Raw genomic sequence first — 21,996 nt, forward strand, 5'->3', positions numbered from 1 at the left:
GAAGCGACTCCAAAATGAAAAAAATCACTCTGGCCATCTGCGCTGCCCTGGCTTCTGCCACCGCCAGCGCCGACACCATTCTCGGCTTCGACGCCACCGCAGGTGTGTGGAAACCATCCTACAGCGGCGAACTGAACGACCTTCTCGATACCGAGAATTTCAACAAAGACAACAACACCTTCCTGCAGGCCGCACTGGAACACCCGATTCCGCTGCTCCCCAACATTCTGGTGGCGCACACCCAGGTGCAGACCGAGATGGATGAGTTCAACTCCACCCTGGATCTGACCCACACCGATGCCACCCTGTATTACGAAATTCTGGACAACTGGGTGAACCTGGACCTTGGCGTCACCGCCAGACAGTTTTCCGGTGAGTTTGAGCTCAACGACCTGGAAGGTGCCTCACTGGATTTCTCCGGCGTAGTACCGATGGTGTACGGCATGGCCCGTTTCGACCTGCCCTTTACCGGTTGGTCCATCATTGCCCAGGGCAACGGCACCCAGTACGACGGCAACTCTGTGACCGACCTGTCCGCCAAGATCCGCTGGGATTTTGTGCCAGCGCTGGATTTCGCGGTGGAAGCCGGTTACCGCGCCCTCACCATTGACGCCCCGGACCTCGACGATCTCGAGCCCGATGTGGAAGTAAAAGGCCCCTACCTCGGCCTGAACCTGCACCTGTAATCACCTCGATACAGCACGAGCGGGCACAAAAAAGGCGGAGCGTTTTTGGCGCTCCGCCTTTTTTATTTTTCGACCTCGACCAACTCCTAGGCCGGCTCACCCGCCGGGATCTTCAGGCCAAATTCCACATCCCCGTTCTGCGCGCGCTGACGCATGACATGGTCGATCAACACCAGCGCCATCATCGCTTCGGCAATGGGTGTTGCGCGAATGCCGACGCAGGGATCGTGGCGCCCTTTGGTCACTACTTCAATCGGGTTGCCGTTGGTATCCAGGCTTTTGCCCGGGATGCGCAGGCTGGAAGTGGGCTTCAGCGCGATATGCGCAATCAGCTCCTGGCCACTGGAAATACCACCGAGCACACCACCGGCATGATTGGATTGGAAGCCCTGCTCGGTAATTTCGTCACGGTGCTCGGTACCCTTTTGCTCCACGGAAGCAAATCCAGCGCCGATCTCCACACCTTTAACCGCATTGATGCTCATCAGCGCATGGGCCAGGTCCGCGTCCAGACGATCGAAGATCGGCTCGCCAAGACCTGCGGGAACTCCGCTTGCATGCACGGAAATACGCGCACCGATGGAGTTCCCTTCCTTGATCAATGCCTGCATGTACGCTTCCATTTCCGGCACCTTGTCGGCATCGGGGCAAAAGAAGGGGTTCTCGCTGACCTGGGACCAGTCCAGCTTTTCGACTTTGATCGGGCCCAACTGAGACAGGTAGCCGCGCACCTCGATACCGAACTGCTGCTTGAGCCACTTTTTGGCAATGGCGCCGGCAGCGACGCGCATGGCGGTTTCTCGCGCGGAAGAGCGGCCACCGCCGCGGTAATCCCGCAGACCGTATTTGGCCCAGTAGGTGTAATCGGCATGGGCCGGGCGAATCTGCTCGGCGATATTGGCGTAGTCTTTAGAGCGCTGATCGGTGTTTTCGATCAGCAGGCCGATGGGGGTTCCGGTGGTTTTACCTTCGAATACCCCCGAAAGAATCTTCACTTCGTCCGCTTCGCGGCGCTGGGTCGTGTAGCGAGAGGTACCGGGCTTGCGGCGATCCAGCTCCAGCTGGATTTCTTCGGCGGTAATCTCAATTCCCGGGGGGCAGCCATCCACAATGCAGCCCAATGCAGGACCGTGGCTTTCGCCAAAGGTGGTGACACAAAACAGCTTGCCAAATGTATTGCCCGACATACCCGGTATTCCCTACCCCAGTGAATTATTCGTTAAAGGCCGCGCATTATAGAGGATTCTCTAGCCGCGCGCTGCGGATTCAAGCTCCAGCCTCAAACATGGCGCGGCACGCCAGCAGCTCTTCCCGCGTCAGTACAAAAACCCCGTGCCCACCATCTTCCAGCTCGGGCCAGAAAAACGGCACTCGCGGATAGGCTTCTTCCAGCGCGACCCAGCTGTTGCCCACTTCGCATATCAGAATACCTTCCGGCTGCAGGTAGTCCGGCGCTTGCAATAACAGGCGCCGGGTAAAATCCAGGCCGTCATCACCAGAACCCAGCGCCAGCCCCGGCTCGGCATGGTATTCCCGTGGCATTTCCGCCAGATCGCGGGCATCCACATAGGGCGGGTTACTGACGATCAGATCGTAACTGCAACCCTTGAGGCCGGCGAACAGGTCCGACTGCACCGCGCGCACCTCGTCGTTCAAGTGGTGTCGATTGATGTTGATCTGGGCCACCTCGATCGCATCCGCCGAAATATCACTGACATCCACCCGCGCGCCCGGAAACGTATCCGCGCAAGCGATGCCGATACAGCCACTGCCACAGCAAAGATCGAGAATAGCGAGAGGCTCCTGCTGCAGCCAGGGCTCAAAATGATTTCGAATCAGCTCACCGATCGGAGATCTGGGTACCAGTACCCGCTCGTCCACATAGAACGGCAGGTCGCAGAACCAGGCTTCGTTGGTAAGGTAGGGGGCGGGTAAGCGTTCATTAACCCGCCTTTCCAGGACCGCCATTACCTCGGCACGCTCCGTCATGGTAAGGCGCGCGGAAAGAATCTCCGGCTTGCTATCCACCGGCAGGTGTAGTGCGTGAGTGACCAGCAGGACAGCCTCATCCCAGGCATTATCGGTGCCGTGGCCGAACCACAACTGCGCTTCGGTAAAGCGACTGGCGCCCCAGCGGATATAGTCCAGCACGGTACACAATTCGTGCAAATCGGACTCCCGTTTCTCTATCATTGGCGATATTCCTCTATTTTTGGCGCTTTACTACCGTGTGACAAAGGCTTAGGGTAGCGCACCCTCTGATACCCGCCGATACACCGGTGATCGAACGCCCGTTCATTTGCGTACTGCGCATTACGTACCAGTGGCAGAACAACCCCGCGGGCGAGACGTTGGAAGCATACTGATGAAAGAACACTACGCACACATTATCGAAGCCATTGGTGAAGACCTGGAGCGCCCGGGGCTGAAAGATACCCCTCAGCGCGCCGCCAAGGCCATGCAATACCTGACCCGCGGCTACAATCAGACCGTGGAAGAAATCGTCAACGATGCCCTCTTCCCGTCCGACTGCAGCGAAATGGTGCTGGTAAAAGATATTGAGCTGTACTCAATGTGCGAACATCACATGCTGCCGTTTATCGGCAAGGCGCACGTGGCTTATATTCCCGATGGCAAGGTACTGGGCCTGTCCAAAGTGGCGCGCATTGTAGACATGTTTGCGCGCCGTTTGCAGATTCAGGAGCAATTGACCGTGCAGGTGGCGAAGACGATCGAGCAGGTGACCGGTGCAGCCGGCGTGGGTGTGATTATCGAGGCCAAGCATATGTGCATGATGATGCGCGGCGTGGAAAAGCAGAACTCGGTTATGAAAACCTCTGCAATGCTCGGCTCTTTCCGCAGCCAGCAGGCAACGCGCAACGAATTTCTGTCGCTGATTCGTTAACGCGTTCTGCCCCTTACTGATCAGGAGGAGAGTCCGGCAATGCCCCATCTGGTGATCGAATATTCGCAAAAACTGGAAGACAGCATTTCCATTCCTGCACTGGTCAGTAATGGTCAGCAGGCGATGAGTGAAACCGGGCTGTTCAATGCCAGCGCCATCAAGACGCGCGCCCTGCCCTATCGGGATTTTGTACTCGGCAAGAGCCACGAAGGCTCCAGCAATCTGTTTATTCACGCGGAAGTGCGCATTCTCGAAGGGCGCACTACAGAACAGAAAGAAGCACTGAGTGCGGCCATTTTCAACTACCTGTGCGAGGCCGCGCCGGAGGTGCCAGAAATCTCTGTGGAAGTGCGGGATATGCAAAAGGCCAGCTACTCCAAGCGAATCCCCTTTTAGCGGATCTGTCCCTTTCAGTTCTGGCCTTCCCTCCCAGTGAGGAATGGTAAAAACCATTGCGCAATTTCCTCGGCACTGTCTTCCATATGTAAATGGTGACCACCGGAAAATTCCTTCAACACGATATTCGGCACCTGCTCTGCCAGGGGGCGAATGCGTTCGATCATCCCCTGGATCCCGCCTTTCCCCAGCGCTAACCGGATGGGCATACCGGCCCGCGCCAGAAACGCGCGCACCTGTGGCTCGTTCATTTTTGCCAGGGAACTGGCCATCAGTTGCGGGTCATTGCTCCAGGTATAACCACCCTCACAGGGGCGCACGCCCCGCTGTACCAGCGCACGGGCCGCGTCGTCCGTCAATTTGAACAGGCCGTTTTTGCGCGCGGTAACAGCAACCTCAAGAGATTCGAACACCCGGCTCTTGCGGTCGCGGTAACGCGCGCGCTGTTCGATTCCCTTGCGCAGGGTTTCCGGCGCTTCCTCGTCGGTAGTCGGTGGCGGCACCAGACCGTCGATCAACGCCAGGCGCTGCACCCGCTCGGGAAAAGTAGCCGCGGCAATGGTGCCGATAACCGCCCCGCGCGAGTGCGCCAGTATAGAAAACTGGGCCCAGCCAAGCGCATCGGCAATGGCCAGCACGTCTTCGATTTCTGTCCAGATGGTGTAATTCGCGTCCCGGTGTCGGTGATAACTCTGGCCGTGCCCGGCGAGGTCCACCGCAACCAGATTTAGCTCAGCGAGGAAAGGCGCCATTTTGTTGAAGCTGGCGCAGTTGTCCAGCCAGCCATGTAGCGCAAGCACCGGTATACCGGCGGGGTTCCCCCACTGCCGGGCAGCGATCACATTGCCGTGCACATCCAGGGTAATTTCGCGGGGGGCGCCGGGGGCAGAAGTGGATTGAGGCATAGGGGGAAACCGTACCGCTGTCGAAACGGCCATGCTGACAGCCCCACAGCTGTGGGGCAATGGCAACAGAACTCAGCGACTTTGACCGATTGCGTAGGAGGGGCGACGAGCACCCGCGCAGGGCCGCTCAGGGTTTGTGCTGCAACCACGCAAGCTCTGCGCAATCCCGCGCCCATACATCCGCGGAAAGGCACGCCAGGCTCGAGGTCGCCATTGGATGCTCATCACCGCTGCCGCAGAGCCCGTTCACCAGGATACCCACCAGCGGTTGATGGCTAACCAGCAACAGCGGGAAAACCTTTTCGTCGGCTGCCGCCAGCGCGTCCAGCACTTGCTCCACCGGAGTGTCACTGGTGAGGAAGTCCTGCATCTCCACCGGCAGATCGAATGCCTCGGCAACAATTTTGGCGGTTTGGCGAGTCCGCACAAAGGGGCTGGCCCAGATGGTTTTCACCTGTGCCAGCTCCGAGGCACGCTGCTTGCAGACCGACGCCACTTCCGCGCGCCCCTCCTCGGTCAGGGCGCGGGTCTCATCGCTTTTACGGAACGGTTCGGCATGGCCGTGACGCATTACAAACAACAGCACAGGGCTCTCCCGTTACATTTGGCCGCCGGTCGGGTACAGAGACTACTTCTTGTCTTCGGAGGCTTTGTCGCCACTTTCTGCCGCCGCGGTCTCCGCAGAGTCTGCGCCCAACTCGATGACGGTTTCTTCCTCGTCGCCGGCCTTGTTGGCTTTTGCAGACTTTTTACGTTTGGCAGGTTTCTCTGACTTTTCTGCGGCAGCCGCCTTGGTGGTCGCTTCAGGTTTCACCACATCACCGGAGCTCTCGTCGAGCACCTCATCAACTTCCGCTTCTACATCGTCAAGGTCGGTCTCGAGCGCGTCGACATCGTCAATCACCTCGCCGTCCATCTCTTCCGCACTCTCGTAGCTGGAAAGGTCTTCCTCTTCAGACTCAGGCCACTCGGAAAACGGAAACGGCTTCTCTTCGGTGTTGTAAATCAGGAACTGCAGCGTCTGATAGATATAGGAGGAAATCTGGTCCCCCAAACGGCGCAGGTTGTCGTTGGCTCCGCCGGTAAAAATGGCGAACAGGAATTGGGCGATAACGACCGCCAGCATGACAAAGCCGGCGATTTCCAGCAGCACCGCAAACAGCACCATATACACAAGGCGCAGCCATTGGTTCGTGGAGGTCAGATTTTGTTTCAGTTCTTCGTTGCTCATTGGGCGATCACCAGTCCGTTGTTGGGCACCACAAATAGGGAAAGGCCGACCATTGGGCCAGCCACGATTCTGTCATTCAGAAATTCAGGAACACTCAATATAGTCCGATTTCGTTTCAGGTTTGGTTTCGAGGCTGCGATTCCAACCTCGCCACCGGCGTGGCGTTCAGGACTCCGGCCACTCGGAAAACGGAAACGGCTTTTCTTCCGTGTTGTAGATCAGGAATTGCAGGGTCTGATAGATGTAGGACGCAATCTGGTTCCCCATCTGGCGCAGATTCTCATTCGGACCACCGGATACGATGGCGAACAGGAACTGCAGTACGATGGTAGCAAGCATCACCACACCAGCAATTTCCAGCAGAATGACAAACAGCACCATAAACAACAGGCGCATCCAGTGGTCTGCCGAGGTCAGGTTCTGCTTCAGTTGTGCATTATTCATATCAAATCCGCAGCTATTAAACGTTGATCAGGGTTTGGCCGAATAGGCCACATCAAAGGTTTGCGCCCCGGACATCAGCTCGCGAATAACCGTGGGAATCGGGGTACCTTCAAATAATATGGCGTGAATCGCGGAAACCAAGGGCATGTAGACGCCCAATTCATCGGCTTTCGCCTTAATCAGACGAACCGTATTCACCCCTTCTGCCACCTGGCCGATTTCTGACACTGCGTCTTCGAGCTTCTTGCCCTTGCCCACCAGATAGCCCACCCGGTAGTTGCGGCTGAGATCGGAAGAACAGGTCAGGATCAGGTCACCCACGCCGGCAAGGCCGATAAACGTCATTGGGTCTGCGCCGATCGCTTCGGCAAAGCGCATCATTTCCGCCAGCGCCCGGGTAATCAGCAGACTGGTGGTGTTCTGCCCGCGCCCCAGGGCAACGGCCATGCCGGTGACGATGGCGTAGATATTTTTCAGCGCTCCGGCCAACTCCACACCGAATACATCGTTACTGGAATAAACGCGGAACGTCTCCGAGTGCAGCACCTTCTGGATGGTCGTGCACAGGGATTCGTCTTCACTGGCGATTACCGTCGCAGTGTAGTGCCCGGCAACGACTTCTTTGGCGAAATTGGGGCCACTCAGCACTCCCACCCGCATGCCTTCAGTCTCTTCTCGCAGGATATCGCTCATCAGGTGGAAACTGTCATGCTCCACCCCCTTGGTCAGGGAGATCAGCATGGTGCCCGGGCCCAGCACCGGTGCCGCGCGGTGCACCACCTCGCGGAAAGATTTACTGGGAATCGCGACAAACACCACCTGGCAACCGCTTACCGCCTGCTCGAGGTCGGCGGTAATGTTCAGGCCCGGATGCAGAGACACGCCGGGCAGGTAGTGGCGGTTTTCCCGCTCGTCCATACAGGCGGCGGCCCGCTGGGGGTCCCGCATCCACTGGCGGGTGTCATGGCCGTTGCCAGCCACAATGTTGGCAATCGCAGTGCCGAAACTACCACCGCCGAGCACGGCAATGGACATTGTGGATTCCGGGGTATTTGGAGATACGTCTTGCTGGGTCATAACGCTCTGTAGTGATTACTGTGCAGCGGGGGATTATACGGAGCCGGCTGCCGGCACCCAATGGGCCCCGCAGAAATTGATCAATTTTGCCAAGTTCGCCAATAAATGCTGCCTAATCGCAGCCAATTCGTGCAAAAAACCGGCAAAAACAATATAGCTCAGACTCCCCCGGGCGGGAGAGAGATTGGCGATTGATCAGGGCAAAACAGGACAACAAACAAAAAGGCCGGCGGGGAAACCTCGCCGGCCTTTTCGAAAGAAGCCCCGCCGCAAATTAGCGATTGAGCTCCAGCAGCAAGGTGTTCAGGCGGCGCACGTAATCCGCCGGATCTGCCAATTGATTCCCTGCCGCCAGGTTCGCCTGATCCATCAGGATATTGGTGAGATCCGCAAAGCGGTCTTCATCCTGCTCCTGGTCCAGACGCTGCACCAGCGGGTGGCTCGGGTTCACCTCGAATACCGGTTTGGCATCCGGTAGCGCCTGGCCCGCCTGCTCCAGGATACGGCGCATTTGCAGGCCCATATCGTTGTCGCTGGCCACCAGACACGCGGGGGAATCCACCAGACGCGTGGTTGCGCGCACGTCTTCCACACGCTCTTTCAGCACTTCCTTGACGCGCTCCACCAGGGCACCGGCTTCTTTCTCTGCCTTTTCGCGCTCGGCCTTGTCGTCTTCGTTCTCCGCTTCACCCAGGTCCAGCGCGCCTTTGGCCACGTCCTGGAACGGCTTGCCGTCGAATTCCTGCATATGGCCTACGAACCACTCGTCTACCTGATCGGTGAGCAGCAGCACTTCGATGCCCTTCTTGCGGAAGACCTCCAGGTAAGGGGAAGACTTGGCGGTGGCGAAGTTGTCTGCGCACACGTAGTAAATGTTCTTCTGACCGTCTTTCATACGGCCAACGTAGTCTTCCAGGGACTGATCCTGCTTGGCGTCGTCGGTGTGGGTGGTGGAGAAACGCAGCAGCTTGGCGATTTTCTCTTTGTTGGAGAAATCTTCCGCCGGGCCCTCTTTCATCACGGAACCGAACAGATCCCAGAACTTCTGGTACTGATCAGCGTCTTTCTTCGCCAGCTTGTCGAGCATGTCCAGCACGCGCTTGGTCAGGGCGCTCTTGATGGCGTCGGTGTTCTGGTCTTTCTGCAGAATCTCGCGGGAGACGTTCAGCGGCAGGTCGTTGGAGTCCAGCACACCTTTTACAAAGCGCAGGTACAGCGGCAGGAACTGCTCGGCGTCGTCCATGATGAAGGTGCGCTGTACGTACAACTTGAGGCCGCGGGCGGCATCGCGCTGGTACAGGTCAAACGGCGCGCGCGCCGGAATGTACAACAGGCTGGTGTAGTCCAGCTTGCCTTCCACACGGTTGTGGCTCCAGGTGAGCGGATCGTCGAAGTCGTGGGAGATGTGCTTGTAGAACTCTTTGTACTCCTCTGACTTCACGTCGGAGCGCGGGCGGGTCCACAGAGCCTGGGCGGCGTTGACCGCTTCAAATTCCGGCGCCTTGTCTTCCTGCTCTTCCCCTTCCGCTGCCGGGCCTTCCTGCTTCAGCATTTCCACCGGGATAGCGATGTGGTCGGAGTACTTTTTGATGATGGAGCGCAGGCGCCAGTCATCGGCAAATTCTTTGGCTTCGTCTTTCAGGTGCAGCACCACGCGGGTACCGCGGTGCGGCCACTCGACGTTTTCCACCGAGTACTCGGCTTCACCACTGCACTCCCAGTGCACACCCTGGCTGGCATCGGCGCCGGCGCGACGGGTAAATACATCCACCTTGTCGGCGACGATAAAGGCGGAGTAGAAGCCCACACCGAACTGACCGATCAGGTGCGCGTCCTTCTTCTGGTCGCCGGTGAGGTTCTGCATAAAGTTGGCGGTGCCGGAGCGGGCGATGGTACCGAGGTTCTCGATCACCTCATCGCGGCTCATGCCGATACCGTTATCGGTAATGGTCAGGGTGCCGGCGTCCTTGTCGAACTCGATGCGGATGCGCAGATCCGGGTCTTCCGCCAGCAGTTCCGAGTTGGAGAGCGCCTCGAAACGCAGCTTGTCGGCGGCGTCGGATGCGTTGGATACCAGCTCGCGCAGGAAGATCTCCTTGTTGGAGTACAGCGAGTGGATCATCAGGTGCAGTAACTGCTTGGCCTCTGTCTGGAAACCGTGGCTCTCTTTTTGCGCCGCAACAGTCATGAATGGTATCTCCCCTATCTAAAACAACGTCGGTCCGCGCTTCGGCAGACAATTCAAACTCAGGGGAAGCAATATTGGGACGGTCACGCGCAATTCAAGCGCGCGACAGCTTAAGCATGCGGGATTGACGAGAAGAGGACGACGGGAGACAGCGGCTATTTTTTAGACGCCGCAGCAATAGCCTGTACCAGCTTGCCATTACCGGTGATATCCGCAATGAAATTGCCGGTCAGGTCAGAGATAACTCGGGACTCCGCGTTCATCAAAATGACGATGCCCACCTTGCGCTTCTCCGAATACGCAATGGCGGCACGGAAACCGGCCACCCAGCCGCCGTGGAAGACAATGCGATCGTCCCCCACGGTGTACAGCCGCCAGCCGAGGCCATAACCGGCGTGGTCGATATAGTCACGCCAGATACGGTGGCGCAGGTGGCGCCGGGTCTCTACCCGCTCGGTGGTAAGGTCGTTGATGACTTCGTGAGACAGCACGTCCGGATAGTAGCCCATCTGCGCCTTCAGCCACTGGGCCATGTCGCTGATACTGGCATTCACACCCGCCGCCGGTGCAGCCAGATAGTACTCTTTTTCCACCTTCACCGGGCGCCAGCCCTTACCGGTCTGCACATGGGGAGCCGCGCGATTGCTCGCCGCCATAAAGCTCTCCCAGCCCAGCGAGGCGTCTTCCATCTTCAGCGGGGTGAAGAAACGCTCTTTCAACTGGCGGCCGTATGGCACACCGGTCGCTTTCTGGATGACGTCTTCAATCAGGCTGAACAGGACGTTCTGGTAGCCGTAACACTTGCCCGGGGCACAGTGAGGGTCGATGGAGGCGAACTTCGGCAGGATTTTGGACAGGGGCCGATTGTCTTCCAGATAGTTGTCGTAGGCGTTGGGAGTAAGTCCGGAGGAGTGACTGAGCAGGTGCTGCACCTGCAGCTGCATGGACAGCGCCGGGGTTTTGAAACTGAGCTGGGGCACGTAGCGCACGACCTTGTCGCCCCAGTTGAACTTGTGTTCGTGCTCCAGCACCGCCGCCATGCTGGAGGCAAATGTTTTGGACACCGAGGCCAGGCGGAACACCGTGTGCGAGGTGACCTTCTGGTGCTTGCCCTTGATTCGCACGCCGTAGGTGTTCATGGCCACCACCTGGTCGCGGTCCACAATCACGTAAGCCGCCCCGGGAATACCCTGCTGCTTCAGCAGCTGGCGAAAATAGCGGTCAAATTCCTGGGCACTGGCTTCCACACTCTTCGCCACGGCCTTGTTGCCCGTACGCGCCGTGGCGGATTTGTCACCGCGACCGGCATCGGCAACCGCCTGCCCTGTCGCGCCGACCAGCGCGAAAGCGACAATAAACGGCACCCACGCGCCACGCAGATCACTGTAGATTCTGTGGAAAATGCCCTGGAACACCTTGAGTTACACCGTGTGCGTTACTGCAATCCGCCAAACTGCCCGTCCGTTGAGCGGCCCATCGCGCCCCTCGGCCGACAGGCGAGGCGCCTCCCCAGATCAGACTGTGCCGGATTTTGTGTGGAAGTCTGAATATAAGACTAGCAGCCCGGCAAATAATTCTTCGCCCGGAAACCCTCGGTCACCGCATTCCGGGCAGGGGCGCATTGTAATAAAACTGGAACAAGCGCGCATGTTAGCGCACTTTTTACGCTCTCTGTCGCAAGAACCTTTTCTTCAGGCACAAAAAAACCGCCTTGCGGCGGTTTTTCTGGCACGGGAAGGCGCTTGTGACCTTCCCTGCACTCCTGCAGCTTACAGCTTGCCGGAGTTCTCGCTCAGGTACGCAGCAACGCCTTCCGGGGAAGCGTTCATGCCTTTGTCACCTTCCTGCCAGCCAGCCGGGCAAACTTCGCCGTGCTCCTGGTGGAACGCCAGCGCGTCAACCATGCGCAGCATTTCGTCTACGTTACGGCCCAGCGGCAGATCGTTTACTACCTGGTGACGTACAGTGCCTTCCTCGTCGATCAGGAAGGAACCACGGAAGGCAACGCCGCCTTCGGACTCAACGTCGTAGGCCTGGCAGATTTCGTGCTTCACGTCGGCAACCAGGGTGTACTTCACCTGGCCGATACCACCATCGTTGATGGCAGTGTTACGCCAGGCGTTGTGAGAGAACTGGGAGTCGATGGAAACACCGATCACCTCAACGCCGCGCTTTTTGAACTCTTCAAAGCGGTGGTCGAAGGCGATCAGCTCGGACGGGCACACAAAGGTGAAGTCCAGCGGGTAGAAGAAGATTACCGCCTTCTTGCCCTTGATGGTTTCTGCCAGGTTGAACGCGTCAACGATTTCGCCGTTACCCAGTACTGCTGCTGCGGTGAAATCCGGAGCGGGCTTACCTACTAATACAGCCATGAGAACCTCCTCAATGAGATAGATAATGGATTGTAGAAATGGTCAATTTATAACCAGCGGCTATAAACAGACAAAAGATCGATAGGGGGCCGCTATGATACACAGGGGCCTATGGCAGTCCCATTAAATTTTTATATAACGCCAATAGCAGCTGCCCCGCCCCTCTACACCCGCCTGCGGCCACTTTGACCCAAGAGTCAAACGCACCCCTACTGCCTGCGAGACGACCAACTAGAATACTTACTGAGCGGTCGAAAAATCTTATTGACACTTATTCTCATTAACAATAAGATCCACCCTCGATTGAATAGAAGATTGTATTTGCGCCAGGTTTTTCGCGATGTATGTATGTATCTGCAAAGGCATCACCGACAGCCAGATCAAAGAAGCTGTTTACGATGGTTCCACCTCGGTAAAGGCCCTTCGTCGCCACCTCGGGGTTTCCTCTCAATGTGGTCGCTGTGCCGAGCTGACCCAGGAGATCATCGACGAGACCATGACTGCCGGTATGCTCCCGAATACCAACAGCGCGCTGTTTTACTCCGCCGGCTGATCCCCGGCGCCGGGCAGGCATCTGGTCGCACAGCGCCTGCCCCACCCTCCGCATTGATTCCAACACACTCTCCCACGCCCCTGTCCTAGGCTTAAAAGCACTGTCTCTACGCTTTTCCCTGCGCCTGGAGTCCCTGCGGGTCGATGAAACACCAGCTACTACACCTTTCCGAGCGGTTGCGCGCCAGCTTCTGGGTAATTCCCGCAATCATGATGGCCTCTGCGATCTTGCTTGCGCAGGGATTCCTATCCATCGACCAGCACTGGAATGTCGAGCAACTGCCGGGCCTGGGCTGGCTCCGGTTGCGTGACCCCGACAGCGCCCGCGCGCTGCTGTCCGCGGTCGCCGGTTCCACGATCACTGTGGCAGGCACGGTCTTTTCAATAACCACGGTTGCACTGACACTCGCCTCCAACCAGTTTGGCCCGAGGCTGGTGCGCAATTTCATTCGCGACCGGGGCACTCAGGTATCGCTCGGTATTTTTCTATCCACCTTTGTGTATGCGCTGCTGGTCATGCGCGGCATAGATGCCAGCGGGCCGCGGCACCATCACACCCTGGCGGTAAGTTTTGCCCTGCTGATGGCTCTGGCCTGCATCGCCTACCTGATTTACTTCATTCACAACGTGGCCCAGTCGATCCAGATCGACAACATCACCTTCCAGATCAATCGGGAATTCCGCAATGCGCTGGAGACCATCTACCCCACCGAGGATTGCCGGGACCCTCGCACCTGCCGGCGGGATTTACGGGACCTCACGCTCGGCGACGATGCCATGCGTGTACGCGCAAACACCGAGGGCTACATCCAGCGCATTGATCACCAGAAGCTGATTGCCTGGGCATGCCAACACCAGTGCACCGTGCGCCTGGATATCCACCCTGGCGCCTTCCTCTACCACTGGGGCTGTGTCGCTACGGTGTACGATCCGCCGCGCGATACCGACAGCCAGGCGATTGCCGAGGCCATTCACAGCGCGATCACCCTTGGCGCCCAGCCTACCGCCGAGCAGGACGTCATTTTTTCCATTCGGCAATTGGCGCAAATCGCGGTGCGCGCACTGTCCCCTGGAATCAACGACCCATTTACCGCCTACACCTGCATTGACCGCCTTATTGACGGGATCGGCATCATCTTGCAGCGCCCGGCGCTACCCAACTGTTTTCATGACGACAATCGCAAATTACGACTGGTTACCATCGAACTGAGCTTTGCCGATGTGCTGGCAGCTGCGCTGGATGAGATCCGCGAATACGGCCGGGAAAGCGGGGTGGTAATGCGGCACCTCTGCAACGCGCTTATCGAACTCGCGGAAATCTGCACTCGCAGTGAGGATCGGCAGGCATTAAACAACCTGATTCAGCGTCTGCAGGAAGACTGCGCCATCAGCCTGCAAGATAAGTTCGATGTCGCCGACATTCAAAAACAACTATCGAGAATGCGCAGCGAGCTGGAGTAAATTGGAGGCGCACGCAAACAATCTAAACAGCAATCGTTCTCACTGTAGTTTTCGGCCTTTTTCCCGTTAATTTTCTGGCTTTTTTCCTGCACGTTCGCCGACATTCCGCGCTTGACTTGTCCATTTCTGCAACGCAAACTCCACACAATCTCGCGCTGCGGACTCTACAATTTTGATGGTGCAGGACGGAATTTTTCCGCCCCCTTTCATCATCGTTTCAGAAAGTCAGCGCCCGCATTTTTGATAAATAATTGCCGCCACAGGACATTGCGACCCGGCTCAAGGAGAACACCATGAAAGGCGATCCCAAAGTCATCGAACATTTGAATAAAGCACTGGGCAATGAGCTGATTGCCATTAACCAGTATTTTCTGCACTCCCGCATGTTCAAGGACTGGGGGCTGAAAGAGCTGGCCGACAAGGAATACCACGAATCCATCGACGAGATGAAACACGCCGACTGGCTGATCGAGCGGATTCTGTTTCTGGAGGGCATCCCCAATCTGCAGCACCTGGGCAAATTGCTGATTGGTGAAAACACCGAAGAAATGCTGAAGTGCGACCTGAAGCTGGAGCAAAAGGCCATCCCCGATCTTCGCGACGGTATCGCCTATTGCGAGTCTGTTCGCGATTACGGCAGCCGCGAACTGCTGCAACGCATTCTCGACTCCGAGGAAGAGCATGTGGACTGGCTGGAAACCCAGCTGAGCCTGATCGACAAGGTTGGCCTGCAGAACTACCTGCAAACCCAGATGGTTTCCGCTTCCGAGGAATAACCTTTTCTGCAGGGCAGGCTCCTACCTAAAGGGCAAACCCCACGCATAAAAAAACCGCGAGTTTCTCGCGGTTTTTTTATGTCTGAGATTTTAACTCAGGGATGCAGTAACGATTACTCGCCCTGCTCGGCCCCTTTGGCCGTTTCCTCGATCAGGGTCTTCAGCTCGCCGCTCTCATGCATCTCCATGATGATGTCGCAGCCGCCCACCAGCTCCTGCTTTACCCACAGTTGCGGAAAGGTTGGCCAGTTAGCGAATTTTGGCAATTCCTGACGGATATCCGGATTGGACAGCACATCCACATAGGCAAAGCGCTGACCGCAGGCCATCACCGCCTGGGAGGCGCGCATGGAGAAGCCGCACTGCGGAGCGTTGGGGCTGCCTTTCATATAAAGCAGGATGTCATTATCGGCGATCTGCTTTTTGATATTTTCCAGAGTATCCATAGTGGAAGCTAACCTCGGCTTGAAAGTCGGTTGGTAATACGGTGGATAGTAGGGTGACCCGGCACCGCGGGCGTCTAACCGTAACAGAAAGCGCGCATTGTACCCGATTCCAATCTGATTCCCACGGGGGGCCAGCAATCGCCCGAGAATGGCCCAGGATTAGGGCAGCCACTGCTGGTTCCGGGCCATGGCTGTGCTAGTATTGCCGGTTCCCCGGGGAAATTGCGGTCAAAGTGCGCCCAATGCGTATTTTCTGCGGTTTCCCTTTTACTTTGGGCCTTCCTCTATATAGATAGCTACATGGACAATGCCCAACAGAGACCCACCCACAGAGGAGATTTACGGTGGCTACTCCCGCACTGATGCAGAACTACGGTAACAGAACCCTGACCCTGGTCAGAGGTGAAGGCAACTACGTGTGGGACGACAATGGCCGACGATATCTCGACGCCCTCTCCGGGATAGCCGTGTGCGGCCTCGGCCACTGCCACCCGGCAGTTACCCTGGCGATCCAGGAGCAGGCCAATACCCTGCTACACGTCTCGAACCTGTACAACATTCCGCCCCAGGAGCAACTGGCCGACAAGCTGGTAAAGCTGTCTGGATTGGACAATGTATTTTTCTCCAACTCCGGTGCCGAGGCCAACGAGGCGGCGATCAAGCTGGCGCGCAAGCTCGGCAACGAGCGCGGCCTCGCCTGCCCGAAAATCGTGGTGACCGAAGGTGCATTCCACGGGCGTACCCTCGCCACCCTGACCGCCACCGGCAACCCCAAGGTGCAACAGGGCTTTGCGCCGCTGCCGGAAGGTTTTTTGCGGGTGCCGTATAACGATGTGGCAGCCATTGAAGCACTGGCCAATGCGCACGACGATATCGTGGCCATTCTGGTGGAGCCGGTACAGGGCGAAGGTGGCATCCGCATTCCGGACGCCGATTACCTGCCGCGCCTGCGCGCACTGTGCGACAACCAGGACTGGCTGCTGATGCTGGACGAAATCCAGACAGCCAATGGCCGCAGTGGCAAACTGTTCGCCTACCAGCACAGCGACGGTCTGCTGCCGGACGTGGTCACCACCGCCAAGGGCCTGGGCAACGGCGTACCGATTGGCGCCTGCCTGGCTCGTGGCGAGGCGGCCGCACTGTTTACCGCCGGTGCCCACGGCTCCACCTTTGGTGGCAACCCTCTGGCCTGCCGCGCTGGGCTGGCGGTACTGGACACTCTGGAAAGCGAGTGGCTGATAGAAAAGGCGGCGAGCCTCGGCACACAACTGCTGGACCAGCTCAAATCAGAGCTGGCCGGCTGCGCCCACGTCCGGGACATCCGCGGCCTCGGCCTGCTGATCGGCATCGAGCTGGACCGCCCCTGCGCCGAGCTGGTGGACCTGGCGCGCGCGCAGGGATTACTGATTAACGTCACTGCGGGTAATGTGGTGCGCCTGCTGCCGCCACTGACCCTGAGCGATACGGAATACCAACAGGTCGCCAGCACCGTCGCCGCACTGGTGCGGGACTTTGCCCAACAGGCCGCCTGACGACAAAGGAATTAAAGAGGATACCAATATGGCAGTCAGACACTTTCTCACTCTGCTCGACCTGAATCGGGACGAACTGCGTGCAGTCGTCGAGCGCGCGATCGAGCTCAAGGCCCTGCGCAACCAGGGCATCGCCAGCGAGCCATTTCGCAACAAAGTGCTGGGGATGATTTTTGAAAAATCGTCCACGCGCACCCGGGTTTCTTTTGAGGCCGGTATGGCGCAGATGGGCGGCAGCGCCCTGTTCCTGTCCCCCCGCGACACCCAACTGGGCCGCGGCGAGCCCATCGAAGACAGTGCACGGGTCATCTCGCGCATGGTGGACATGGTGATGATCCGCACCTTCGGCCACAACGTGCTGGAGCGCTTTGCGGAATACAGCAAGGTGCCGGTCATCAACGCCCTGTCCGACAGCTACCACCCGTGCCAGCTACTGGCGGACCTGCAAACCTATGTAGAACACCGCGGCAGCCCGGAGGGCAAGGCGGTGGCCTGGGTGGGCGATGGCAATAACATGTGCCACTCCTACATCAACGCCGCACTGATGTACGACTTTGAACTGCGCATCGCCTGCCCGGAAGGTTACGACCCGGACGAGACCATCCTCGCCCGCGCCAAAGACCGGGTAAAAATTGTGCGCACCCCGAAAGAAGCCGTCACCGGTGCCGACTGGGTTGCCACCGATGTGTGGGCCTCCATGGGCCAGGAGACCGAGCAGCAGATCCGCCTCACTGCCTTCGACGGCTACCTGGTGGACCACGAGCTGATGAGCCATGCCAACCGGGACGCCATATTTATGCACTGTCTCCCGGCGCACCGCGGCGAAGAAGTCAGTGGTGAACTACTGGAAGATGAAAAAATCTCCGTAGTGTGGGACGAAGCGGAAAACCGCTTGCACGCACAGAAGGCACTGATGGAATTCCTGCAGGACAACAGCAACTAGGCCCTCATATCTTTCGAGCTCATTTCGGGCGCCGGTCATTGCCTCCGGCAAACTGGCGCCCGAATCCTCTAACCAGGGTAAAATTACTGCACCTTGTCCACAGGTTAGGCATTTCCCGGTCGAAAAATCGCCGCACGACGTCAGCAGTCAGCGGTTACCTCTCTCGCAATAATTTCACCACTCTACCTAGCGGACTGGCGGCTAAATTGACCCTGCAGTGCCGATTTGATCAGGGAATGCTCAACCGGGAATCGTTATTGCTGGGCTTAATTTGAGACCCGCTTACTATTAAAAAATATTCTTAAAGTGTGGATAGCGCGCCATCCACTGTTCACTTTTTATACCCAGCCAGTAATGGCGGGCGCTGCCGGGGAATAGAATTCAACCTCGCACCGCCTACCCACAAATTATCCACAAGTAACTCCATAGTTATCCGCCTTGAATTACCCCCCCAACCGCATTATCTTGTTGCTCATTCGAGATCGGACCCCAACATATTGGGTTTGAGCACAGAGCAGCCCCCAGATATAGCCCAGGCATCTCCGGGGAAAACGACGCTAAGTGCCTTTCTGCGCCAGCAGGTCCACCACAACATGTTGTGTCCGAACTCAAGCGCACCAACTAGCTGGCTTCGCAGGTTGTCCACATTTCCCCTTTTCTTTGGGCCTGTGGCACCAAGGTCAAACACCCGAGCCAATCGCAGTATCAAAGCAGTACCCCACAAGAGTTACCCGAGCGAAGCCACGGCTTCGCCGCCACTACTTGTGCCCGCGGAATCGCCAAGGTTCGCGCAAGGACTGCACTGAACGACGAAAAAGTGGTCGCGTAAACAGTTTCAGGCCACAAGCCGACACACTGAAAAATCAGAGCAAAAACCAAGGCAGTCGACCCCGACGCGCACGAAAACTTACGGAGAAATTCATGCACACAGAGACAGGGCGTTCCCAGTCTGTGCCTAATGGCACTACCAAGGATTCGGTAACAGACCAGGCCAGCAGCAACACCTCACTGGCTGCCACCGCCCCCGGTCAGATTCGCGTCATCAAGCGCAACGGCACCGTGGTGCCCTACGCCGACAGCAAGATCTCCGTTGCCGTTACCAAAGCCTTCCTCGCCGTTGAAGGTGGCACTGCCGCAGCTTCCAGCCGTATTCACGAGCGCGTGGCCGATCTGGTTTCCCACATCAGCGCCACCTTCAAGCGCCGCATGCCTTCCGGCGGCACCATCCATATCGAAGAAATTCAGGACCAGGTCGAGCTGGAACTGATGCGTGCCGGCGAACACAAAATCGCCCGCGACTACGTGCTCTACCGCGAAGAGCACGCCCGCCTGCGCGCAGAGAAAGAAAAAGAAAAGGCCACTGCTGCCGTCCAGTCCACCGACACCCATCCGAGCATCCGCGTAAAGATGGAAGACGGCTCACTGGTACCACTGGACATGGAACGCCTGCGCACCATCGTCAGCGAAGCCTGTGAGGGCCTCACCGATGTGGACGGCAACGTGATCCTGAATGAAGCGCTGAAAAACCTGTACGACGGCGTTTCCGAAACCGACATCAATACCGCGCTGGTAATCACCGCGCGCACCCTGGTGGAACAGGAACCCAACTACACCTACGCCACCGCTTTCCTGCTGTTGGACAAGCTGCGCGCTGAAGCCCTGCGCTTCCTGGACGTGGCCGAGTCCGCCACCCAGAAAGAAATGGAAGGCCTGTACAAGCCGGCCCTGGCCGCCTACGTGGCCAAAGGTATCGAACTGGAACTGCTGGACCCGGCACTGGCCAGCTTCGACCTGGAAAAGCTGGGCGATGCGATCAAGCCCGAGTGCGATCACCAGTTCACCTACCTCGGCCTGCAGACCCTGTACGACCGCTACTTCCTGCATTCCGATGAAGTCCGTTTCGAACTGCCACAGCTGTTCTTCATGCGCGTTGCCATGGGCCTCGCCATCAATGAAGACAAGCCGAACGAACGCGCCATTGAGTTCTACGAACTGCTGAGCTCTTTCGACTACATGAGCTCCACCCCGACCCTGTTCAACGCCGGTACCCTGCGTCCGCAGCTGTCCTCCTGTTACCTGACCACCGTGCCGGACGACCTGCACGGCATCTACGGTGCCATCCAGGACAACGCCATGCTTTCCAAGTGGGCGGGCGGCCTGGGTAACGACTGGACGCCAGTGCGTAGCCTGGGCTCCTACATCAAAGGCACCAACGGCAAATCCCAGGGTGTTGTGCCCTTCCTGAAAGTGGCCAACGACACCGCGGTCGCGGTAAACCAGGGCGGCAAGCGCAAGGGCGCCGTGTGTGCGTACCTGGAAACCTGGCACCTGGACATCGAAGAATTCCTCGAGCTGCGCAAAAACACCGGTGACGACCGTCGCCGTACCCACGACATGAACACCGCCAACTGGGTGCCGGATCTGTTCATGAAGCGCGTATTCGAAGACAAGGAGTGGACCCTCTTCTCCCCGGCGGACACCCCGGACCTGCACGACCTGTTCGGCGAAGCATTCGAAGCGCGTTTCACGCACTACGAAAAACTCGCCGCCGAAGGCAAGCTGAAGCTGCACAAAAAAGTGCGTGCACTGGACCTGTGGCGCAAGATGCTGGGCATGCTGTTTGAAACCGGCCACCCCTGGATCACCTTCAAGGACGCCTGCAACCTGCGTAGCCCGCAGCAGCACGCCGGTGTGGTTCACAGCTCCAACCTGTGCACCGAGATCACCCTGAACACCAAGGCAAATGACGAAATCGCGGTGTGCAACCTGGGCTCGGTCAACCTGTCTCAGCACATCGGCGAAGACGGCAAGCTGGATACCGGCAAGCTGGAAAACACCGTCAAAACCGCCGTGCGCATGCTCGATAACGTGATCGACATCAACTACTACTCCGTGGAAACCGCGCGTCAGTCCAACATGCGACACCGTCCGGTGGGACTGGGCCTGATGGGCTTCCAGGATGCGCTGTACAAGGCCGGCATCTCCTACTCCAGCGATGAAGCTGTCGCCTTCGCCGACACCACCATGGAAGCGATCAGCTACTACGCCATCTCCACCTCCAGTGACCTGGCGGCAGAGCGCGGCAGCTATGGCAGCTACGAAGGCTCCCTGTGGAGCCGAGGCATCCTGCCGATCGACTCCATCGAGATTCTGGCCAAGAACCGCGGCGAGCAGTTTATCGACCAGGACACCAGCAGCACCCTGGACTGGGATCTGGTGCGCGACAAGGTGGCAAACCAGGGCATGCGCAACTCCAACGTCATGGCCATCGCCCCGACCGCGACCATCGCCAACATTACCGGCGTATCCCAGTCCATCGAGCCCACGTACCAGAACCTGTACGTGAAATCGAATCTGTCTGGCGAATTCACCGTAGTGAACCCCTACCTGGTACACGACCTGAAAGCCCGTGGCCTGTGGGACAAGGTGATGGTCAACGATCTCAAGTACTACGAAGGTTCTGTACAGAAGATCGACCGCGTACCGGCCGACCTGAAAGCCAAATACGCCACCGCGTTTGAAGTGGAGCCGCGCTGGATCGTGGACGCCGCCAGCCGCCGTCAGAAGTGGATTGATCAGGCCCAGTCCCTGAACCTCTACATCGCCGGCGCCAACGGCAAGAAGCTGGACCTGACCTACCGCATGGCCTGGTACCGCGGTCTGAAGACCACCTACTACCTGCGTGCACTGGCTGCCACCACCACGGAAAAATCCACCGTGAACAGTGGCACCCTGAACGCAGTGAGCGCCGGCGGCGCCCCCGCCGCCAGCGCCGCGCCGGTAGCGCCACAGGCCTCGGCTCCACAAGAGCCCGCACCAGCAGCCGTACCCGCAGCCTGCTCCCTGGACGATCCAGACTGCGAAGCCTGCCAGTAAGCGTTCGTTACAAGCTGACGTTACAAGCTAAAAAGACTCTCGGGGGAGAGCACCGCGTGGGGGGAGGGGGGGGGGGGGGGGGGGAGAGAGGGGGGAGGGGGAGGGGGGGTAAGGTGTGTCACGAACACCGGGTGCAGTAATGGGCGGCATCGCGGCAGCCGAAACTTATGTCGGTGTATTACTGGATGATTAAACCAAGGTTAGCA

The 21,996-nt window shown here is 58.1% G+C and carries 20 protein-coding genes; 9 read left to right on the forward strand and 11 right to left on the reverse strand.

Translation table 11 applies throughout. The features are described 5' to 3' along the window. The first annotated feature begins 14 nt into the window (after positions 1-14). Complete coding sequence (locus tag ACXAG1_RS11115; RefSeq protein WP_475092432.1) at positions 15-686, forward strand: TIGR04219 family outer membrane beta-barrel protein; 672 nt, start codon at positions 15-17, stop codon at positions 684-686. 86 nt (positions 687-772) lie between these two features. Here ACXAG1_RS11115 and aroC read toward each other — a convergent pair whose 3' ends face one another. Beyond that, positions 773-1,873 (reverse strand): chorismate synthase, encoded by a 1,101-nt coding sequence (aroC, locus tag ACXAG1_RS11120; RefSeq protein WP_475092431.1) that lies wholly within the window; start codon positions 1,871-1,873, stop codon positions 773-775. Positions 1,874-1,952: 79 nt separating this feature from the next. Beyond that, a complete protein-coding gene (gene prmB / locus ACXAG1_RS11125; RefSeq protein WP_475092430.1) occupies positions 1,953-2,879 on the reverse strand; it encodes a 50S ribosomal protein L3 N(5)-glutamine methyltransferase in 927 nt (308 codons plus the stop codon). A gap of 172 nt (positions 2,880-3,051) precedes the next feature. On the opposite strand from prmB, the gene folE reads away from it, so the two are divergent. Together folE and ACXAG1_RS11135 are read left to right on the forward strand one after the other, a co-directional pair. Next, positions 3,052-3,591, forward strand: coding sequence for a GTP cyclohydrolase I FolE (gene folE, locus ACXAG1_RS11130; protein ID WP_475092429.1), 540 nt, complete (start codon positions 3,052-3,054; stop codon positions 3,589-3,591). 39 nt (positions 3,592-3,630) lie between these two features. Continuing rightward, positions 3,631-3,987, forward strand: a complete 357-nt coding sequence (locus ACXAG1_RS11135) for a 5-carboxymethyl-2-hydroxymuconate Delta-isomerase (protein ID WP_475119741.1) — start codon at positions 3,631-3,633, stop codon at positions 3,985-3,987. A 14-nt stretch (positions 3,988-4,001) separates the two neighbouring features. Here ACXAG1_RS11135 and ACXAG1_RS11140 read toward each other — a convergent pair whose 3' ends face one another. From ACXAG1_RS11140 to ACXAG1_RS11175, 8 genes are all read right to left on the reverse strand, one after another. Next, positions 4,002-4,892 carry an alpha/beta fold hydrolase gene (locus ACXAG1_RS11140; protein WP_475119742.1) on the reverse strand — a complete coding sequence of 297 codons (891 nt, stop codon included), beginning with the start codon at positions 4,890-4,892 and terminating at the stop codon, positions 4,002-4,004. 127 nt (positions 4,893-5,019) lie between these two features. Further along, entirely contained in the window at positions 5,020-5,478 is a 459-nt protein-coding gene (sixA, locus tag ACXAG1_RS11145) for a phosphohistidine phosphatase SixA (RefSeq protein WP_475092426.1), read from the reverse strand. Between the two features lie 42 nt (positions 5,479-5,520). After that, positions 5,521-6,123: a DUF4389 domain-containing protein gene (locus ACXAG1_RS11150; RefSeq protein ID WP_475119743.1), complete on the reverse strand. Its 603-nt coding sequence runs from the start codon at positions 6,121-6,123 to the stop codon at positions 5,521-5,523. Positions 6,124-6,288: 165 nt separating this feature from the next. Beyond that, complete coding sequence (locus ACXAG1_RS11155) at positions 6,289-6,567, reverse strand: DUF4389 domain-containing protein (RefSeq protein ID WP_475092424.1); 279 nt, start codon at positions 6,565-6,567, stop codon at positions 6,289-6,291. Between the two features lie 27 nt (positions 6,568-6,594). Next, entirely contained in the window at positions 6,595-7,644 is a 1,050-nt protein-coding gene (locus ACXAG1_RS11160; RefSeq protein WP_475092423.1) for an NAD(P)H-dependent glycerol-3-phosphate dehydrogenase, read from the reverse strand. A 274-nt stretch (positions 7,645-7,918) separates the two neighbouring features. Further along, positions 7,919-9,832: a molecular chaperone HtpG gene (htpG, locus tag ACXAG1_RS11165; RefSeq protein ID WP_475119744.1), complete on the reverse strand. Its 1,914-nt coding sequence runs from the start codon at positions 9,830-9,832 to the stop codon at positions 7,919-7,921. Between the two features lie 155 nt (positions 9,833-9,987). Next, entirely contained in the window at positions 9,988-11,247 is a 1,260-nt protein-coding gene (locus tag ACXAG1_RS11170; protein WP_475092421.1) for a serine hydrolase domain-containing protein, read from the reverse strand. Positions 11,248-11,601: 354 nt separating this feature from the next. Continuing rightward, positions 11,602-12,204: a peroxiredoxin gene (locus ACXAG1_RS11175; RefSeq protein ID WP_475092412.1), complete on the reverse strand. Its 603-nt coding sequence runs from the start codon at positions 12,202-12,204 to the stop codon at positions 11,602-11,604. 340 nt (positions 12,205-12,544) lie between these two features. Here ACXAG1_RS11175 and ACXAG1_RS11180 point away from each other — a divergent pair, with 340 nt between their 5' ends. From ACXAG1_RS11180 to bfr, 3 genes are all read left to right on the forward strand, one after another. Then, positions 12,545-12,757, forward strand: coding sequence for a bacterioferritin-associated ferredoxin (locus ACXAG1_RS11180; protein ID WP_475092411.1), 213 nt, complete (start codon positions 12,545-12,547; stop codon positions 12,755-12,757). A gap of 143 nt (positions 12,758-12,900) precedes the next feature. Next, on the forward strand, positions 12,901-14,217 hold the full coding sequence (locus ACXAG1_RS11185) for a DUF2254 domain-containing protein (RefSeq protein WP_475092410.1): 1,317 nt from the start codon (positions 12,901-12,903) through the stop codon (positions 14,215-14,217). Between the two features lie 293 nt (positions 14,218-14,510). Continuing rightward, entirely contained in the window at positions 14,511-14,993 is a 483-nt protein-coding gene (gene bfr, locus ACXAG1_RS11190; protein WP_043315457.1) for a bacterioferritin, read from the forward strand. A gap of 113 nt (positions 14,994-15,106) precedes the next feature. Here the strand turns inward: bfr and grxD are convergent, their stop codons facing one another. Further along, positions 15,107-15,439: a Grx4 family monothiol glutaredoxin gene (grxD, locus tag ACXAG1_RS11195; RefSeq protein ID WP_475092409.1), complete on the reverse strand. Its 333-nt coding sequence runs from the start codon at positions 15,437-15,439 to the stop codon at positions 15,107-15,109. A gap of 344 nt (positions 15,440-15,783) precedes the next feature. Between grxD and ACXAG1_RS11200 the strand changes: the two genes are divergently transcribed. The 3 genes from ACXAG1_RS11200 to ACXAG1_RS11210 all read left to right on the forward strand — a co-directional run bounded on the left by ACXAG1_RS11200 (position 15,784) and on the right by ACXAG1_RS11210 (position 21,790). Then, entirely contained in the window at positions 15,784-16,971 is a 1,188-nt protein-coding gene (locus ACXAG1_RS11200) for an acetylornithine/succinylornithine family transaminase (RefSeq protein WP_475119745.1), read from the forward strand. Between the two features lie 28 nt (positions 16,972-16,999). After that, positions 17,000-17,914, forward strand: a complete 915-nt coding sequence (gene argF / locus ACXAG1_RS11205; RefSeq protein WP_475092407.1) for an ornithine carbamoyltransferase — start codon at positions 17,000-17,002, stop codon at positions 17,912-17,914. A gap of 921 nt (positions 17,915-18,835) precedes the next feature. Continuing rightward, positions 18,836-21,790, forward strand: a complete 2,955-nt coding sequence (locus ACXAG1_RS11210) for a ribonucleoside-diphosphate reductase subunit alpha (RefSeq protein WP_475119746.1) — start codon at positions 18,836-18,838, stop codon at positions 21,788-21,790. The last annotated feature ends 206 nt before the right edge of the window (positions 21,791-21,996 follow it).

This window comes from Microbulbifer sp. ABE4_465 (assembly GCF_056160765.1).

Bases quoted from the DNA above. Each gene is read 5' to 3' on its own strand.
- argF (WP_475092407.1), top strand. From the start codon at position 17,000: ATGGCAGTCAGACACTTTCTCACTCTGCTCGACCTGAATCGGGACGAA.
- ACXAG1_RS11180 (WP_475092411.1), top strand. From the start codon at position 12,545: ATGTATGTATGTATCTGCAAAGGCATCACCGACAGCCAGATCAAAGAA.
- ACXAG1_RS11210 (WP_475119746.1), top strand. From the start codon at position 18,836: ATGCACACAGAGACAGGGCGTTCCCAGTCTGTGCCTAATGGCACTACC.
- ACXAG1_RS11115 (WP_475092432.1), top strand. From the start codon at position 15: ATGAAAAAAATCACTCTGGCCATCTGCGCTGCCCTGGCTTCTGCCACC.
- ACXAG1_RS11175 (WP_475092412.1), bottom strand. From the start codon at position 12,204: ATGGCTGTATTAGTAGGTAAGCCCGCTCCGGATTTCACCGCAGCAGCA.
- ACXAG1_RS11160 (WP_475092423.1), bottom strand. From the start codon at position 7,644: ATGACCCAGCAAGACGTATCTCCAAATACCCCGGAATCCACAATGTCC.
- ACXAG1_RS11135 (WP_475119741.1), top strand. From the start codon at position 3,631: ATGCCCCATCTGGTGATCGAATATTCGCAAAAACTGGAAGACAGCATT.
- prmB (WP_475092430.1), bottom strand. From the start codon at position 2,879: ATGATAGAGAAACGGGAGTCCGATTTGCACGAATTGTGTACCGTGCTG.
- ACXAG1_RS11150 (WP_475119743.1), bottom strand. From the start codon at position 6,123: ATGAGCAACGAAGAACTGAAACAAAATCTGACCTCCACGAACCAATGG.
- ACXAG1_RS11155 (WP_475092424.1), bottom strand. From the start codon at position 6,567: ATGAATAATGCACAACTGAAGCAGAACCTGACCTCGGCAGACCACTGG.
- htpG (WP_475119744.1), bottom strand. From the start codon at position 9,832: ATGACTGTTGCGGCGCAAAAAGAGAGCCACGGTTTCCAGACAGAGGCC.
- ACXAG1_RS11185 (WP_475092410.1), top strand. From the start codon at position 12,901: ATGAAACACCAGCTACTACACCTTTCCGAGCGGTTGCGCGCCAGCTTC.
- folE (WP_475092429.1), top strand. From the start codon at position 3,052: ATGAAAGAACACTACGCACACATTATCGAAGCCATTGGTGAAGACCTG.
- bfr (WP_043315457.1), top strand. From the start codon at position 14,511: ATGAAAGGCGATCCCAAAGTCATCGAACATTTGAATAAAGCACTGGGC.
- ACXAG1_RS11140 (WP_475119742.1), bottom strand. From the start codon at position 4,892: ATGCCTCAATCCACTTCTGCCCCCGGCGCCCCCCGCGAAATTACCCTG.
- aroC (WP_475092431.1), bottom strand. From the start codon at position 1,873: ATGTCGGGCAATACATTTGGCAAGCTGTTTTGTGTCACCACCTTTGGC.
- grxD (WP_475092409.1), bottom strand. From the start codon at position 15,439: ATGGATACTCTGGAAAATATCAAAAAGCAGATCGCCGATAATGACATC.